We start from the raw sequence: 14,666 nt of genomic DNA, 5'->3' as shown, positions 1-14,666 counted from the left end.
CCTTACATCTTTCACCTTTCGCGTAGAGGCCGCGGCCGGCGATAGCGGGCCAAAACAAACTGCCCATCACACCAAGAGGATCCCGCCGTGGGATGTCGTATCCGGATCGCGCAGTTGAATCTCGTCGTCGGGGATGTCGTCGGCAACGCCGATCGGGTGGTCGCAGAGGCGGCCTCTGCGCGTGCGGACGGCGTCGATCTGTTGGTCTTTCCCGAGCTGACCCTCACCGGTTATCCGCCCGAGGATCTCCTGCTGCGTCCCGAGCTGCTGCAGCGTGTCGAGCGTGCATTGGATCGGATCCGAGGCGAGTGTCGCGGCATCACCCTGGTGTTGGGTTATCCGCTGCGGGCCGTCGGTGGCTTGTTCAATGTTGCGGGCGTGGTGCGCGATGGCGAGGTGATCGGCGAGTACGCGAAGCAGCATTTGCCCAACTACAGCGTCTTCGACGAGAAGCGTTACTTTCAAGCCGGCGCGACCCCTTTGGTGCTCGAGCATTTGGGATTGAGGATCGGCCTGAGCGTGTGTGAAGACATCTGGCAAGAAGATCCGACACGGCAGGCGGTCGAGGCGGGTGCGCAGATCCTGGTCAACATCAATGCCTCGCCGTTTCATGTCGGCAAGCGTGCCGAGCGCGAGGCGCTGGTCGCACGTCGGGCCAGCGAGCACGCCATCCCGGTCGTCTATGCAAACCTCGTCGGGGGGCAGGATGAATTGGTCTTCGACGGTGCCTCGTTTGTCGCGGATGGTGCGGGTCGGATCCTGCATCGCGCGGCGGTCTTCGAGGAGGACCTGCTCACGTTCGACCTCGATGACGACGGGGGCCCCGTCGGCTCCACCCCCGAGTGCAGTACGTCGGCGTTCGACGACGATGCGATGGAAGAGGAGGCGAGCGTCTACGGCGCCCTGGTGTTGGGTGTGCGCGACTATGTCCGCAAGAACGGTTTCAGCGGCGCGGTGCTCGGTCTCTCGGGCGGTGTCGACTCGGCGTTGACGCTCGCCGTTGCGGTAGATGCGTTGGGCGCCGACGCGGTGGAGGGCGTCTTGATGCCGTCGCGCTATACCTCGCCGATGAGCAACGCGGATGCCTTCGAGGAGGCGGAGTCACTCGGCGTGAAGGCCCAGCTGATCTCGATCGAGCCGGCCTTCCGGTCGTTCCTTTCGATGCTCGAGCCGGCCTTCGAGGGTCTGGCTGCGGACGTCACCGAGGAGAACATTCAGGCGCGCTGCCGCGGTATCATCTTGATGGCCATCAGCAACAAAACCGGGCGCATCCTCCTGACCACAGGAAACAAGAGCGAGATGGCTGTGGGTTACGCGACCCTTTACGGCGACATGGCCGGCGGTTTCGCGCCCATCAAGGACGTGCCCAAGCTCTTGGTGTATCGACTGGCGCGCTATCGCAACCGCTGTTCGCCGGTGATTCCGGAGCGTGTGTTGACGCGTGCGCCCTCCGCGGAGCTGCGGCCCGATCAGACCGATCAGGATAGTCTTCCTCCTTACGAGGTTTTGGATCCGATCCTGCGGCTCTATATCGAGGAGGACGAAGGTGTCGAAGCCATCGTCGCGCGCGGATATTCCGCCGAGATCGTGCGTCGGATTACCCGGTTGGTCGATCGCAACGAGTACAAACGCCGCCAAGCCCCGCCCGGCGTGCGGATCTCCACTCGGGCGTTCGGCCGCGATCGCCGTTATCCGATCACGAGCGGGTTCTAGAGTGCGCTTCGGGCGAAGTCTTTTGTGTTCCAGTGCATCGCGCATCCCTCGTCGGCGGTCCTTGTCTCGGTCAGGGTTCAAGCCGTTCGCTGTTCAACGGCATGCGCGGAACTTATACTCAACGGCTTCGGTAGCCGGTTCCCACAATGGAGAGCGTCATGAAGAAGGTTGAAGCCATCATTAAGCCATTCAAACTGGACGACGTCCGCGAGGCGCTCTCCGCCGCGGGCATCACCGGCATGACCGCGATCGAGGTCAAGGGTTTCGGACGCCAGAAGGGGCACACCGAACTCTACCGGGGCGCCGAGTATGTCGTGGACTTCCTCCCGAAGGTCAAGATCGAGCTGGTGCTCACCGATGACCTGGTGGAGACCTGTATCAGCGCCATCACGACCGCTGCTCGGACCGGTAAGATCGGCGACGGCAAGATCTTCGTCTCGGATGTGACGCATGTGGTGCGTATCCGGACCGGTGAAGAGAACGAGGCCGCAGTCTGAGTCGAGGCATCTCGCTCGGGGTTGTACACCGAGCGCGTGCGGGTGATCGCCGCATTGCACGCCCCGCGTACGCCGGGGTGTTGATCGGCCTCAGGTCAAGGCCCGGCTGACGCCTCGTTCCGGCGTGGTCGCTATCGTCTCCTCTCCAGGCGTGATTTGAGGAGAGTGAGGCCCGGCGTACTGCCCTGTCGTTGCGTCAAGCGGTGTCTCCGTGTCTCGACGTCAATTCTCGTCCAGGCTGAGATAGTCCCAGACCTTGCGCGCGAGACTGACCTCGCCGGGATCCGGCTCGTCGGAGATGAAACGACCCGCCTCCCGATTCAAGTCGAGAACACGCTTCGCGTCGGCCGCTAGCTCCTTTTTTCCGAGCGCCGTGTAGGCGTCGATCAAGACCACGAGGGCGCTTTCAACGGCACTTGTCCGCTGAAACCGCTCGATCACGTAGTTCGCACGGTTCGCTGCAGCGAGGTAAGCGCCGCGCCGCATATAGTAGCGTGCGACATTGACCTCGTGCTTTGCGAGATTGTTGCGCAGATAGAGCATGCGCTGACGGGCATCCTCGGCGTAGCGGCTGTCGGGGAAGCGCTCGACCAAGACCGAGAAATCCACGAAGGCGTCGAGCGCCGATCCCGGGTCGCGCTGCGAGGCATCGACCGGAACATACCGATCCAAAAACCCGACGCTGCGGTTGTAGTTGACCAAACCCTTCAAGTAGTAGGCATAGTCGACGTAAGGGTTTTGAGGATACAGCTTGATGAATCGATCCGCCGCGGCGATCGCGGCCTCGGGCTGGTCCGCGCGGTAATGCGTGTAGGCAATGTCGAGCTGCGACTGCATCGCATAACGCCCGAACGGGTAACGAGCCTCCAGCTTCTCGTAGTACTCGATCGCCTTGGCATAGTTGTTCGAATCCAGCTCGGAGGATGCCTCGGCGTAGAGTCTCGCTGCGCTCCAGTTTTCGGTGAGATCGATCTCTTTGCCGAAGACGCCGCATCCGGCGAGCGCGACGGCGAGCACGAGCGCCGGAAGTCGTGTTAACGTTCTTCGCATGAATCAGAGATACCTGTTGATTTCCCTGCGCAGTATACCCGAAGGCAAAACTCCTCGCGCGCGGGGATATCCCGGCAGCGGACGGGTGAGTCGGCCATGACGCAAGCCACGCCGGACATCCCGCGGCCCGCCGCTTCGGGTCCGATGCGCATCCAACGCCGAATCCGGGTCGAGCCGCAGCTGGCGGCCCGACGGCTCGATCAGGTGTTGGCGACCTTGATCCCGGAACTCTCCCGCAGCCGGTTGCAGCTTTGGATCGAGTCCGGACAGGTTTTGGTCGACGGGGTGGCGCGGCGCTCGCGCGACAAAGTCTGGGGCGGTGAGCTCATCGAGCTCGACGCGCCGATCGAGCCGGTCGGCGATTGTCTCCCGGAGGCGATCCCGCTGAATCCGGTCTTCGAGGACGAGCAGATCCTCGTGCTCGACAAGCCGGCGGGTTTGGTGGTTCACCCGGCGGCGGGTCATCGCGACGGGACCTTGCAAAACGCATTGCTCAATCATGCTCCGGGGCTGGCGCGCGTGCCGCGGGCCGGCATCGTGCACCGCTTGGACAAGGACACGACCGGGCTCCTGGTGGTGGCCAAGACGCTTGAGGCGCATCGCTCCTTGGTCGAGCAGCTACAGGCTCGGCAGGTCCACCGTGAATATCGTGCCCTGGTCATCGGTGAGGTGGTCGCCGGCGGTCGGATCGAGGCTCCGGTCGGGCGTCATCCGACACAGCGCACCCGCATGGCCGTGGTCGCCAACGGGCGGCCTGCGATCACCCGCTACCGGGTCTTGGAGCGATTCGCCGGTCACAGCCTGCTCGCCGTCGAGCTCGAGACCGGCCGGACGCATCAGATTCGCGTGCACATGGCCCATACGCAGCATCCGTTGGTCGGCGATCGTGCCTACGGTGGTCGGCCGCGGCCGCCCAAAGGGGCATCCGCAGGTCTCGTCGAGGCGCTCCAGGGCTTCCCGCGCCAGGCGCTGCACGCCTTGCGTCTGGGCTTGGAGCATCCGACGCTCGGGACGGCGATGAGCTGGGAGATCCCGCTGCCGGCTGATCTGGCCGAGTTGCTCGAGCGGTTTCGGGGCGAGGCGTCCGCTTGAACCGGACGTTACCCGAGCGACTTGTGCCGGAGAGGAGCCTGCCGGAGATGATCGTACCCGACTGGCCTGCGCCGGCTCGCGTCAAGGCCTATTCAACGACGCGCGAGGGCGGTGTCGGAGCCGGTGACTATGCGAGCCTCAACCTGGCGGATCATGTCGGGGATGCGCCCGAGCGGGTTGCCCGGAATCGCGCCATCCTGCGAGAACACCTGCAGCTCCCGAGCGAGCCGCTTTGGCTCCGACAGGTGCACGGCTGCCGGCTCGCGGGCGAGGATGCGGCCCTCTCGAGCGATGCGTGCAAGCGCGGAGGCTGCGAGGCCGACGGGGCCGTGACCAGCGAGGCCGGTGTGGTCTGTGTCGTCATGACGGCCGATTGTCTGCCGGTCCTGATGTGCGATGACCGGGGAACCCGGGTGGCGGCGGTCCACGCCGGCTGGCGCGGTCTGGCCTCGGGCATCCTGGAGCGGGCGGTCACGGCCATATGTGCGTCGTCCGCCCTTCGTGCGTCCGAGCGTCCCCTGGCCGAACGGATCCCGTCCGAGCGCATCCTGGTTTGGCTCGGCCCGGCGATCGGCCCGGATGCCTTCGAGGTCGGCCCCGAGGTGCGCGAGCGATTCCTCGAGGCGGATCCGGAGTCGATCGATGCATTCCGTGCGTCGAACAACGGGCGTTTCCTAGCCGACCTCGCCGGTCTGGCACGACGCCGGCTTGCGAGGCTCGGGGTGACAGCGGTCCATGGAGGCGGTTACTGTACCCATTCGAATCCACGACGTTTTTTTTCGTATCGGCGCGACGGCGTCACCGGGAGGATGGCGAGCCTGATCTGGCTTGCCGGCGACGGCGCTGCCGCTGCGGGAGACACATAAGATGCCTGATTGGAACATGCTGACATTGGTCGGAGCCGACCGCCCGGGGATCGTCTCGCGTGTCACGCGCGCGCTCTATACCTGCGGATGCAACCTCGGCGAGGCGTCCATGATCCGCCTCGGCGGCAACTTCACCATTATGCTGATGGTAAGCGGCGAGCGCCCCTGCGAGGAGTTGCTCGCGGCCTTGCACCCGGTGGCCGAGGAGCTGGGGCTGCGTGTCCACCTGGATCCCGTGCCGGGCGGTCTGCACCGGCACCTGGTGCCGAATCTTCAGGTCCGGGTCTTCGGGGCGGATCGTGCCGGCATCGTTGCCGATGTAACCGAGATTCTCGCCGAACAGGGGTTCAACATCCTGGAGCTGGAGTCCGATGTCGCCGGAGATGCGCAACACCCTGTCTACATTATGAATATCCAGGGTTACTGCGAGCACACCATCGAAGCGCTGGAGACGGCGCTTTCGGCACTGAGCAACCGGGGCGTTTCCGTCGATGTCGCTCCCGTCGATGTGCTGATCGGCTGAGCCATGGCGATCCTCGATATCCTCAAGCTCCCCGATCCGCGTCTGAAGCAGGTCTCCGAGCCGGTCGAGCGTTTCGACGATGACCTGCGTGGTTTCGTGGCGGATCTCGAAGAAACCCGTCTGGCCGGTCCGGCCGCTGTCGGTATTGCTGCGCCGCAAGTCGGGCGCTTTCAGCGCATCGTCATCGTCGATGTTTCGGGTCGCCCGAAGACCCCGAACCATGGCCATCTGATCCTGGTGAATCCCGAGATCGTCCATTGGGAGGGCTACGCGATCGGTCGCGAAGGTTGCCTGTCGGTGCCGGACTACACCGGTAACGTCATCCGCGCCACCGGCATCCGCTTAAAGGCTCAGGATCTCGATGGTCGGGAGAGCGAGTACGTGATGGAGGGATATGAGGCGCGGGCAGTCCAGCACGAAATGGACCACCTCGACGGCCTGCTGTTCGTCGATCGTGTGGTGAGCCGCCGCACCGATCTCTACCGGCGTAAGGTCTACCAGACCTAAACCGCGTCCAGAGCGATATGCGTCGTTTTCATCGTGCATTTGGCTTCGGAGATATCCTTGATCCCCGTGAGGCGCGGTTTAAACGCACATGAAGAGAGGCGGTTGCGGACCCATATTCCCTTCTGGGGCAATCGTCCGTTCGGCGTTGGATGCAGGTATTTTCGGCATGGACCAGAAACCCCGTCCGACCAACGTTGTCTCTCCCCAAAGAGATGGATTACGAGAAATGCCTATGAGATCGCGCCTGTCACGCCTTATCTTATTCGTCGCGGCCTTCCTGGCGGCGACGCTTGTCCTTGCCGCTCCTCGCCAGGTCCCGTTGTCGGAGCTGTTTCCGAGCCCTGCCCAGACCAAGTCGGCGGTCGTGATCAACAAGGTGTTGGAGCGCTTTCACTACAAGAAGGTCGACATCGACTCCGCGTTTGCGCAAGCCGTGCTCGACAACTACCTCGAGGCGCTGGATCCAAGCCGTTCGTTCTTTCTGGCCCGTGATGTCGAGCGCTTCAAGGGCGGCGCCAAACGTTTGGATGAAGGGCTGCGTCGCGGCGAGCTCGATCTCGCGTTCGATGTCTTTCGGGTCTATCGGATGCGGGTCGACGAGCGGGTCATCTATGCCGAGAGCCTTCTGAGGGGTCCCTTCGATTTCGATCGCGACGAGACCTACACGCTCGACTCCCCGGATGCGGCCTGGGCCAAGGACAGCGCCGAGCTGGACGAGATCTGGCGCCGGCGCGTGAAGAACGACTTCCTCACCCTGCGCCTGGCAGACAAGACGGACGAGGAGATTCGCGAGCGGCTCAGCGAACGGTATCAAGGGTTGGTACGGCGCACTCATCAGTTTGACGGTAACGACGTCTTCCAGACGTTCATGAACGCCTATACCCAGACGCTCGAGCCGCATACGAGCTATATGTCGCCCAGCACCTCCGAGAACTTCGACATCAGCATGAAGCTCTCGCTTGAAGGCATCGGCGCGGTGCTGCGCGCAGACAATGAATATACGGTGATCCAGAGCACGGTTCCCGGCGGTCCGGCCCGGGAGTCCGGTCAGGTCCAGACGGGCGACCGGATCGTCGGTGTCGCCCAAGGGCTCGAAGGCCCGATCGAGGACGTCGTGGGTTGGCGGCTCCAAGACGTCGTCGACAAGATTCGCGGACCCAAGGGCTCGGTCGTGAGACTGCAGCTGCTGCCGAAATCCGCCGCGACCAACGGCGGTGTGCGCGAGGTCGCGATCGTACGCAACGAGATCAAACTCGAGGACCAGGCCGCGAAGGCGGTTGTCCTCGATGACCTCGGCAACGCGCCGGGAATACGGATCGGCGTGATCGAGATCCCGGCCTTTTATCGGGACTTTCAAGCCGAGGGCTCTGGCGATCGAGACTTCCGCAGCACGACCCGGGATGTCCGCCTGCTCATCGACGAGCTGGTCTTGAAGGGTGTCGACGGCATCGTGATCGACCTGCGCGGGAACGGCGGTGGCTCGTTGGCCGAGGCGACCTCGCTGACCGGTCTCTTCATCGATACCGGCCCAGTCGTTCAGGTGAAGGACGCCTTTGGCAAGATCGAGGTCGAGACGGATCCGGAACCCGGCCTTGCCTACCGCGGGCCCTTAGCCGTCCTGGTCGACCGCGACAGCGCCTCCGCTTCGGAGATCTTTGCCGGTGCCATCCAGGACTACGGGCGGGGTCTGGTGATCGGCGAGCCGACCTTCGGTAAGGGCACCGTGCAGACCCTGATCGATCTGAATCGATACGTCCCCGGTGAACAGAATAACCTCGGGCGCTTGCGTCTGACGATGGCCGAGTTCTTCCGCATCAGCGGCGGGAGTACGCAACTGCGCGGTGTCGAGCCGGATATCCGGTTCCCCACTGCAGAGCTTATGGCCGAGCACGGCGAGCGCTCACTCGACAACGCCTTGCCTTGGACCCGAATTCGACCGGCCGATTACCAAAAGGCGGGTTCCGTCAGTGTCGATCTCCTTGCCTTGCAGTCCGCCGAGCGCGTGTCGAAGGATCCGGGTTTCACGATGTTGGTCGAGCGAAGCAAACTGATGCGCGATGTCGAGGCCCAGACCCAAGTCTCGCTCCAGGAGAAGGCGCGTCGCGATGAGGACAAGCGGCGCGGGAGTGTCTTCAAGGAGCAGCAGGACGCTTACCTGCGTGCTCGCGGGATTGCGCCTGTCGACGAGGACGACGAGCAAGTCGACGAAGATCTGCTCGACGCCCAACGCGAGGCGATCGCGCGCATCCAGGTCGAAGAGGCGGCCCGTATCCTCGCCGATGCCGTGTTGCTCGATCGCACCGAACGACCGCGCGCCGTGATGCGTGACTGAATCGCGCCCCTCGATGACATGCGCCGTTGGTACGTTGAATCAACGTCGCGTAGATTGACGTGGGTTGAAGTGGACGCGATTCAGGTTTTCGAATCTCGACTATTGTCGCCCGGATGGCGCGCGGGGACTCTGCCGCATCCTTTCGCCGTGGTTTAGCCGGTCGTCGGCCATACCCAGGGTTGGGCGCAGCACACTGCCGAACTTAAGGGTTATTCATTGAATCAGTCTCGAAAGGATCTTGAAACGCGGATCGAGCGTCTGCGTTCCGGCGGCGCTTCAGAGCGGCTGCGCGGCAATCGCATCGGCTTGGAGAAGGAGGGGCTGCGTGCCTCGGCGGCCGGACATCTTGCCCTGTCGCCGCATCCGCGAGCGCTCGGCTCGGCGTTGACGCATCCCTACATCACGACCGATTTCTCCGAGGCCCTGCTCGAGCTCATCACGCCTCCGGCCTCCAGCGTCGAGGAGGTCCTGGGATTCCTTACCGATCTCCACGCCTATGTCTATCACAGTCTCGGAGACGAGCTGATCTGGGCGACCAGTATGCCCTGCGTCCTCGAGGGCGGTGCGGGCATCCCGCTGGCGCAATACGGGACGTCAAACGCCGCGACCATGAAGACGGTCTATCGGCGTGGGCTGGGCAACCGCTACGGTCGCACGATGCAGGTGATCGCAGGTCTGCATTTCAACTTCTCGTTTGCCGAAGACTTTTTGGATGTATACAAGGCGATTCAGGGCGTAGAGGGCGATGTCGTGGCCTTTCGCTCCGAGGTGCAGATGGGGATGGTCCGCAACCTGCAGCGTGTCGGCTGGATCGTGCCCTATCTCTTCGGTGCATCCCCCGCGGTCTGTGCTAGCTTCGTCCAGGGACGCGAGACCGATCTGCAGATCTTCGATCGCCATACGCTCTATTACCCCTATGCGACCTCGCTGCGCATGGGCGACATCGGGTATCAAAACCAACAGGAACAAGGCACCGGGATGAAGGCGAGCTACGACAGCCTCGATTCCTATGTGCGCAGCCTGACCTGGGCGATCGAGACCCCCTGTCCGCAGTACGAGAAGATCGGCGTGAAGGTCGGCGATCGTTACGAGCAGCTCAATGCCAACGTGCTGCAGATCGAGAACGAGTACTACAGCACGGTGCGTCCAAAGCAGATCACGGAGTGGATGGAGCGACCGACGCTGGCGCTGCGCCGCCGCGGTATTCGCTACGTCGAGCTCCGATCGCCCGACATCAACATCTTCGAGCCGGTCGGGATCACAACCGAGCAGATCCGCGTGCTCGAAACCCTGATGCTCTATTGCCTGGTCTTGGACAGCCCGCGCATCGGCGCGCGTGAGCGGCGCGAGATCGACGAGAATCAGGTCCTCACTGCCCATCGTGGGCGCGAGTCGGGACTTGCGCTCTCGCGTCAACGCACGGCAGTGCCCTTGCGTGTCTGGGCGAGCGAGATCTTGGATGACATGGTCGCCGTCGCGGAGCTCCTCGACGGGGCGTCGGATGGTGTTCATGTGCGGAGCGTCGCGCGGCAACGCGAGAAGGTCGAGGATCCGGACGCGACCCCGTCGGCCCGAATCCTCGAGGCGATGAGGGACCGGCAGGAAGGGTTTTTCGCCTTCGCGCGACGCCTTACGGAGTCTCATCGGGAGACCTTCCGGCATCACCGCCTCGACCCCGAGCGCGAGGCACTGCTCGAACGGCTCGCGCGCGAGTCGATCGCGCAACAGCAGGCCATCGAGGCTGTCGACGATCGGGGTTTCGATGAGTTTCTCGCGGACTATTTCAGCCGGGATCGAGCGACCGACAGCCCAGAATCGGGCGGCATGCCGGGTTCTCGTATGCCGACTGCAGCCGAGACGGCAGCGGGTCTCTAGCAAACTCTCCGACTTGCCCAGCCCGGCACTCCACGCCCTGCCCGGGTTGCTCGGCGCGGTCAAAGCGCTGCTGGACGGTTGGACTCGGCCGCGAGCTGAACCCTCAGACGTTGGATGAAATCCGAAGGGTAGCTCCAGATGGTACGTCGGGATCGCGGCGAATCAGCCCGCGTTCGGCAGGTCCGAGTCCGTAGGTGAGTGTTGCCAGGATATCGCTGCTCACCCACGGGCTATCGCGGAAATAGGAATGCCCGTTTCGCGCGCCGGCGCTCTCCGCGTCGGTCACGTCGATCAGCACCAGGTCGTCCGCGCCAAGCAATAGGGTTCGCTCATGCTCCGGAAGGGCGGCGTCCAGCATCTCCCCCAGGCGCTCGCGACCGAAGACGCGATTTGCGAAGCGCAGCGCGCCGTCGATGCCGGAGAGGTAGACCGTGAGTCGCTCGGACACATCCAGGATGCCGTTGGCGACCGCGGCCCCGAAGAGCCCGGTGTCTCATAGTCGCTGCCGACCAGGATCACCTCGGCCAGTCGACTGGTCTCGGCATCTGCACCGCCCTCGATCGCCTTCATCTCGATCGCCACCAACAGCGGGTTCTCGAAAGGCACCTTGAACCCGTGCACGTAGACGACGATGTCGCGGCTCTTCGAGCTGGCAAGCTTCTCGCTGATCGCCGCGGCGAATGCCGCCGCGGCGGCGTCTCGATCCTGTGGTACGAGGGCCGGATCCGTGAACGGCGAGACACTGTCGGGCAGGATTCCGATCTCCTCGACGGCACCGACTTGCACCCGATAAGGCATCGTGCGCGCCGACTGCAGGGAGAGCCGCCGCGCATCCTGAAAGCTCAGGCGGCCGTCGCCGTGGATGATGTCGGCGCGGCCCAGGCGCACGAGGTAACCGCGCCGATTCGCGCAGTGTCGCTCGACGTCGTCGGCGGTTGCCGGGTCTCGATCGGTTGCAAACAGGATCTCGCTCTGGAGTCTCCGCCCCTGCGACGGCAACTCGGCGAACGGATCGATGCGCCCCGCTTCGAAGACAGCCGGGGCGGGCATCAGATCCGTGCGATCCAGCGACGCCGAGGCGCATCCGGCCAACAGAAAAAGCGCACCCAGGTGAAGGCGGCATGAAAACACAGGATGGGTGATGACCTTGCCCCTCTGGAGTCGACGATGGTCAAGCGAGCGTTTTGATCAACGAGAAAGCTCGGCGGTAACGACGCCGCCTTCGGCGAAATCCCCTCGGTCTGTTCTGCCCAAGCCCACGATCGGTGGGCTTGATATGGCCCCTCGTCAGCTCGGTCCGCCCGGGCCGAGGCGTCGGAGATGCTCAACCCCGCGTGTTCGCGCTGCTCCTTGGCGAACAGATGCTGCTCAATACGGCTACCGTCCAATTGCGCCCCTACGGCCCTAACAGTTATAAACGCCGACTGCGCAGCGCCGCACAGTACGACGCCCGACCCCGGCAACGCTCACCGGTGTGAGTGGACGGCCGACTCTGGCTTCGGCCGTCGGGATGAAGCCATGAAAACCAGGTACCGAAAACCGCTCTCCGAGTCCAGCGGCGGCAATTGAGGTAATCCCGGCAATCAGCACAACACCAAGTCGTTGTGACACCTTCATTGCGATGCTCCTAGTTTGAAATGTTTCGGTAATTCATCGGTACCCTCGAGATTGTCCAGGTCCACCTTTTTCGCATCCGTTGGATTCTTGAAGGTAAACTCCGTTGCCGCGACCTCGTCGCCCGCCTTCCAGTCCCTGATCTGGATGCTGTACTGCGGCTCACCATCGATGACCTTGGAGCTGATGACGTAGCGGCACGGATAAGGCCGATCCCCCTGAGCGATCCAGATCTGCCAATCTACGTCCTTCGCCCGGAAGGCGAGATAGTCGCATTCGACGCCACCGATCACGCCGCTGCCGAGGTCCTTGATGTCGACAACGTCCTGCATCAGTACCTCGTAGGGGTCCGATAGCAGCAAATCCGCTGCAGGAAGGGGCCGGTTGCGCTCGCGCAGCTCATCGACCAGGTGGTCGACCGTGCCGGGGACGGCCTGCTGCGCATAGATGTTCAGGTTTTTTCCAAGCAAAGTCAGCGTCTTGCCGTCAAAAGACATCTCGACATCCGCAAAACCGCCCGAGCGTGTCGCGAGGATCTTGTCCGGCCGATCGAGGACGAGGGTACCCGAGCTCGCCAGCGCGAGTTTCTGCGCGTCCTTGGTGATCACCTCGAGGACGGCGTCGTAGTCAAATGAGATCGCCTGCTGTGCGACCAAGTAATCGGACATGGCCTTGAGTAGCCGCTTGGCATCTGCCTCATCGGCACTCACGCCAGTCGATGTTCCCAGCGCAACGGTCATGCACAACGTCATCGTCGACAGACGAGGTACAGAGGGCTTCATGAGTATGCGTGATGTTTTCATTGCAATTCGCCTCTTCGCGCTGAAATTTCCCATCGGTTCGTATTCATAATCGATCTCCAGTGATTTGAGAGTCCTCAAGAGGTCGACGTATTCTGTCGCCTCCTTCCAAGTGTAGGCTCAGTCTGGGCCATTCTGAACAGCGGTCTGAGCAAGATAGCGCTCGACCGCCGTCGGCAGATTGAACAGCATCCGCTCGCGGCCGAGCATCTCGCCGAGCGACGAGCGTTGCACCATGGCCAGCACCTCCGGGTTGAGGGCGACCAGCCAGAGCAGGCTGCCGCGCTCGCGCAGCCGCTCCTCGCCCTCGATCAGCATCTTCAGCGCCGAGTACTCGATGTCCGGTACGGCGCTGAAATCCATCGCTACCGCCTTGGGTTGGGCGGCGTCGATCAGCGGCCAGATCTGCTCGCCGATGCGCTGGGCGTTGGCGAAGAACAGGCGTCCCTCGGGCCGGACCATCAGCAGTCCGGGGAAGGTCTCGTCCTCCGGGTGCGCGTCCGACCTCGGTCGAAAGACGTCGGTGCCGGGCTTGCGGCCGAGCACATAGAGTCGTGGGTTGGCCGCCTGATAGGCGATCGCTACCAAGGAGACAATGATCGCAACCAGTATCCCCTTCAGTGTCCCGAGCAGAACCACGCCCGCGAAGGCGGCCAAGGCCCAGAGAAACTCCATGCGCCGGATACGCAGGATGGCGACGAACTCCGCCGGTTGGATCAGGCCAATGGAATAGACGATGACCACCGCGGCCAGGGTCGCCAGGGGCATTAGGCCCATGAGCGGCGCGAGCAGGAGCAGCGTTGCCACCGCCGCGGCGGCGGTCACCAGACCGGCGACCTGGGTGCGAGCGCCGGCAAGTCTGTTCACGGCCGTCTGCGAGGTGCCGCCGCCCGATGGCATGCCGCTGAACAGACCGCCGACCAGATTGCCGAGGCCGGTTGCGACCAGCTCACGGTTCGGATGGGGGCGCGGTTCGCCACGGCCGGCGAAGGCCCGCGCCGAGGCGATGGACTCGGTGAAGCTCATCAGCGCGATGCCCAGCGCACCGGGCCAGAGCTGCGCGATCAGATCGAGGCTCGGCGCGCTGAACGACGGCAGGCCCTGTGGGATGTGGCCGACCGTCTCCACGCCATAGCCCTGGAGCGCGAATAGGCCCGAGGCGGCAATGCCGGCGGCGACAGCCACCAGCGGTGCCGGCACGCGCGGGGCGAAGCGTTCGAGCCCGACCAGAACGGCCAGCATCGCCACGCCGACCATGAGCGTGACGAGCGATGTCTCGGGCAGATGATGGACGAGCGCGATCAGGTTCTCGACAAAGCTGCCCTTTTCGAAATGGATGCCCAGCAGCTTCGGCACCTGATCGAGGATGATGACCAGCCCGATACCGGCCTTGAAGCCGGTCAGCACCGGCTCGGAGATGAAGCTGGCGACCACCCCCAGGCGCAGCACCGCGGCCAGGATCAGCATGCCCCCGACCAGGAAGGCGAGCGTGGCGGCGGCGGTCAGCAGCGCCGCCGGGTCGCCACTCGGCACCACCAGGGCGAGCTGCGCGCCGGTCAGGATTGCCAGCGTGGTGGTGGTGCTGACGCTGAGCGGTCGCGAGGTACCGAGGATGGCGTAGATCACCATCGGGACGAAGGCGGTGTAGAGTCCGACCTCCACCGGCAGCCCGGCGATGGTGGCATAGGCCATGGCCTTGGGGATGACTACTGCCGCGGTGGTCAGGCCGGCGACCAGATCCAGACGCAGCCAGCCCCTTTGGTAGCCGGCGAGCCAGTCGAGCATCGGAAAACGCAT

Annotated in this window: 13 protein-coding genes; 8 read left to right on the top strand and 5 right to left on the bottom strand. The window is 63.7% G+C overall.

All coding sequences use genetic code 11. The features are described from left to right. Window positions 1-87: 87 nt before the first annotated feature. Both LT988_RS08450 and LT988_RS08445 read left to right on the top strand, forming a co-directional pair. Entirely contained in the window at window positions 88-1,713 is a 1,626-nt protein-coding gene (locus tag LT988_RS08450) for an NAD+ synthase (protein WP_232409728.1), read from the top strand. Window positions 1,714-1,871: 158 nt separating this feature from the next. Further along, window positions 1,872-2,210 (top strand): P-II family nitrogen regulator, encoded by a 339-nt coding sequence (locus tag LT988_RS08445; protein WP_093032757.1) that lies wholly within the window; start codon window positions 1,872-1,874, stop codon window positions 2,208-2,210. Between the two features lie 222 nt (window positions 2,211-2,432). On the opposite strand, the gene LT988_RS08440 is transcribed toward LT988_RS08445, so the two are convergent. Next, window positions 2,433-3,260, bottom strand: coding sequence for an outer membrane protein assembly factor BamD (locus LT988_RS08440; protein ID WP_232409727.1), 828 nt, complete (start codon window positions 3,258-3,260; stop codon window positions 2,433-2,435). 144 nt (window positions 3,261-3,404) lie between these two features. Here LT988_RS08440 and rluD point away from each other — a divergent pair, with 144 nt between their 5' ends. The 6 genes from rluD to gshA all read left to right on the top strand — a co-directional run bounded on the left by rluD (window position 3,405) and on the right by gshA (window position 10,455). Continuing rightward, entirely contained in the window at window positions 3,405-4,352 is a 948-nt protein-coding gene (rluD, locus tag LT988_RS08435; RefSeq protein ID WP_232410541.1) for a 23S rRNA pseudouridine(1911/1915/1917) synthase RluD, read from the top strand. Between the two features lie 47 nt (window positions 4,353-4,399). After that, window positions 4,400-5,218, top strand: a complete 819-nt coding sequence (gene pgeF, locus LT988_RS08430) for a peptidoglycan editing factor PgeF (protein WP_232409726.1) — start codon at window positions 4,400-4,402, stop codon at window positions 5,216-5,218. A gap of 1 nt (window position 5,219) precedes the next feature. Beyond that, window positions 5,220-5,741 carry a glycine cleavage system protein R gene (locus tag LT988_RS08425; protein WP_232409725.1) on the top strand — a complete coding sequence of 174 codons (522 nt, stop codon included), beginning with the start codon at window positions 5,220-5,222 and terminating at the stop codon, window positions 5,739-5,741. 3 nt (window positions 5,742-5,744) lie between these two features. After that, complete coding sequence (gene def, locus LT988_RS08420; RefSeq protein ID WP_232409724.1) at window positions 5,745-6,248, top strand: peptide deformylase; 504 nt, start codon at window positions 5,745-5,747, stop codon at window positions 6,246-6,248. A 232-nt stretch (window positions 6,249-6,480) separates the two neighbouring features. Further along, a complete protein-coding gene (locus LT988_RS08415) occupies window positions 6,481-8,580 on the top strand; it encodes a carboxy terminal-processing peptidase (protein ID WP_232409723.1) in 2,100 nt (699 codons plus the stop codon). Window positions 8,581-8,796: 216 nt separating this feature from the next. Beyond that, on the top strand, window positions 8,797-10,455 hold the full coding sequence (gene gshA / locus LT988_RS08410; RefSeq protein WP_232409722.1) for a glutamate--cysteine ligase: 1,659 nt from the start codon (window positions 8,797-8,799) through the stop codon (window positions 10,453-10,455). 103 nt (window positions 10,456-10,558) lie between these two features. On the opposite strand, the gene LT988_RS08405 is transcribed toward gshA, so the two are convergent. From LT988_RS08405 to LT988_RS08390, 4 genes are all read right to left on the bottom strand, one after another. Continuing rightward, window positions 10,559-10,858, bottom strand: a complete 300-nt coding sequence (locus tag LT988_RS08405; protein ID WP_232410540.1) for a hypothetical protein — start codon at window positions 10,856-10,858, stop codon at window positions 10,559-10,561. After that, window positions 10,747-11,505 (bottom strand): hypothetical protein, encoded by a 759-nt coding sequence (locus LT988_RS08400; protein ID WP_232410682.1) that lies wholly within the window; start codon window positions 11,503-11,505, stop codon window positions 10,747-10,749. Before LT988_RS08400 ends, LT988_RS08405 begins: the two co-directional genes overlap by 112 nt. Window positions 11,506-12,068: 563 nt before the next feature. Next, the gene (locus LT988_RS08395) at window positions 12,069-12,905 is read right to left on the bottom strand and encodes a DUF2092 domain-containing protein (RefSeq protein ID WP_232409721.1); all 837 of its coding nucleotides are present in this window, start codon (window positions 12,903-12,905) and stop codon (window positions 12,069-12,071) included. Between the two features lie 84 nt (window positions 12,906-12,989). Further along, window positions 12,990-14,666 carry a SulP family inorganic anion transporter gene (locus LT988_RS08390; RefSeq protein WP_232409720.1) on the bottom strand — a complete coding sequence of 559 codons (1,677 nt, stop codon included), beginning with the start codon at window positions 14,664-14,666 and terminating at the stop codon, window positions 12,990-12,992.

This window comes from Thiocapsa bogorovii, from assembly GCF_021228795.1.
GTDB lineage: Bacteria > Pseudomonadota > Gammaproteobacteria > Chromatiales > Chromatiaceae > Thiocapsa > Thiocapsa bogorovii.
Note: the sequence above shows the minus strand (reverse complement) of the source record. Positions and strands in the feature narration are given on the sequence as shown.

Excerpts from the sequence above, each read along its gene's own strand:
- LT988_RS08390 (WP_232409720.1), bottom strand. The coding sequence starts at position 14,666 with ATGCGTTTTCCGATGCTCGACTGGCTCGCCGGCTACCAAAGGGGCTGG.
- LT988_RS08395 (WP_232409721.1), bottom strand. The coding sequence starts at position 12,905 with ATGGGAAATTTCAGCGCGAAGAGGCGAATTGCAATGAAAACATCACGC.
- def (WP_232409724.1), top strand. The coding sequence starts at position 5,745 with ATGGCGATCCTCGATATCCTCAAGCTCCCCGATCCGCGTCTGAAGCAG.
- LT988_RS08440 (WP_232409727.1), bottom strand. The coding sequence starts at position 3,260 with ATGCGAAGAACGTTAACACGACTTCCGGCGCTCGTGCTCGCCGTCGCG.
- LT988_RS08400 (WP_232410682.1), bottom strand. The coding sequence starts at position 11,505 with ATGCCCGCCCCGGCTGTCTTCGAAGCGGGGCGCATCGATCCGTTCGCC.
- LT988_RS08415 (WP_232409723.1), top strand. The coding sequence starts at position 6,481 with ATGAGATCGCGCCTGTCACGCCTTATCTTATTCGTCGCGGCCTTCCTG.
- LT988_RS08425 (WP_232409725.1), top strand. The coding sequence starts at position 5,220 with ATGCCTGATTGGAACATGCTGACATTGGTCGGAGCCGACCGCCCGGGG.
- LT988_RS08445 (WP_093032757.1), top strand. The coding sequence starts at position 1,872 with ATGAAGAAGGTTGAAGCCATCATTAAGCCATTCAAACTGGACGACGTC.
- rluD (WP_232410541.1), top strand. The coding sequence starts at position 3,405 with ATGCGCATCCAACGCCGAATCCGGGTCGAGCCGCAGCTGGCGGCCCGA.
- pgeF (WP_232409726.1), top strand. The coding sequence starts at position 4,400 with ATGATCGTACCCGACTGGCCTGCGCCGGCTCGCGTCAAGGCCTATTCA.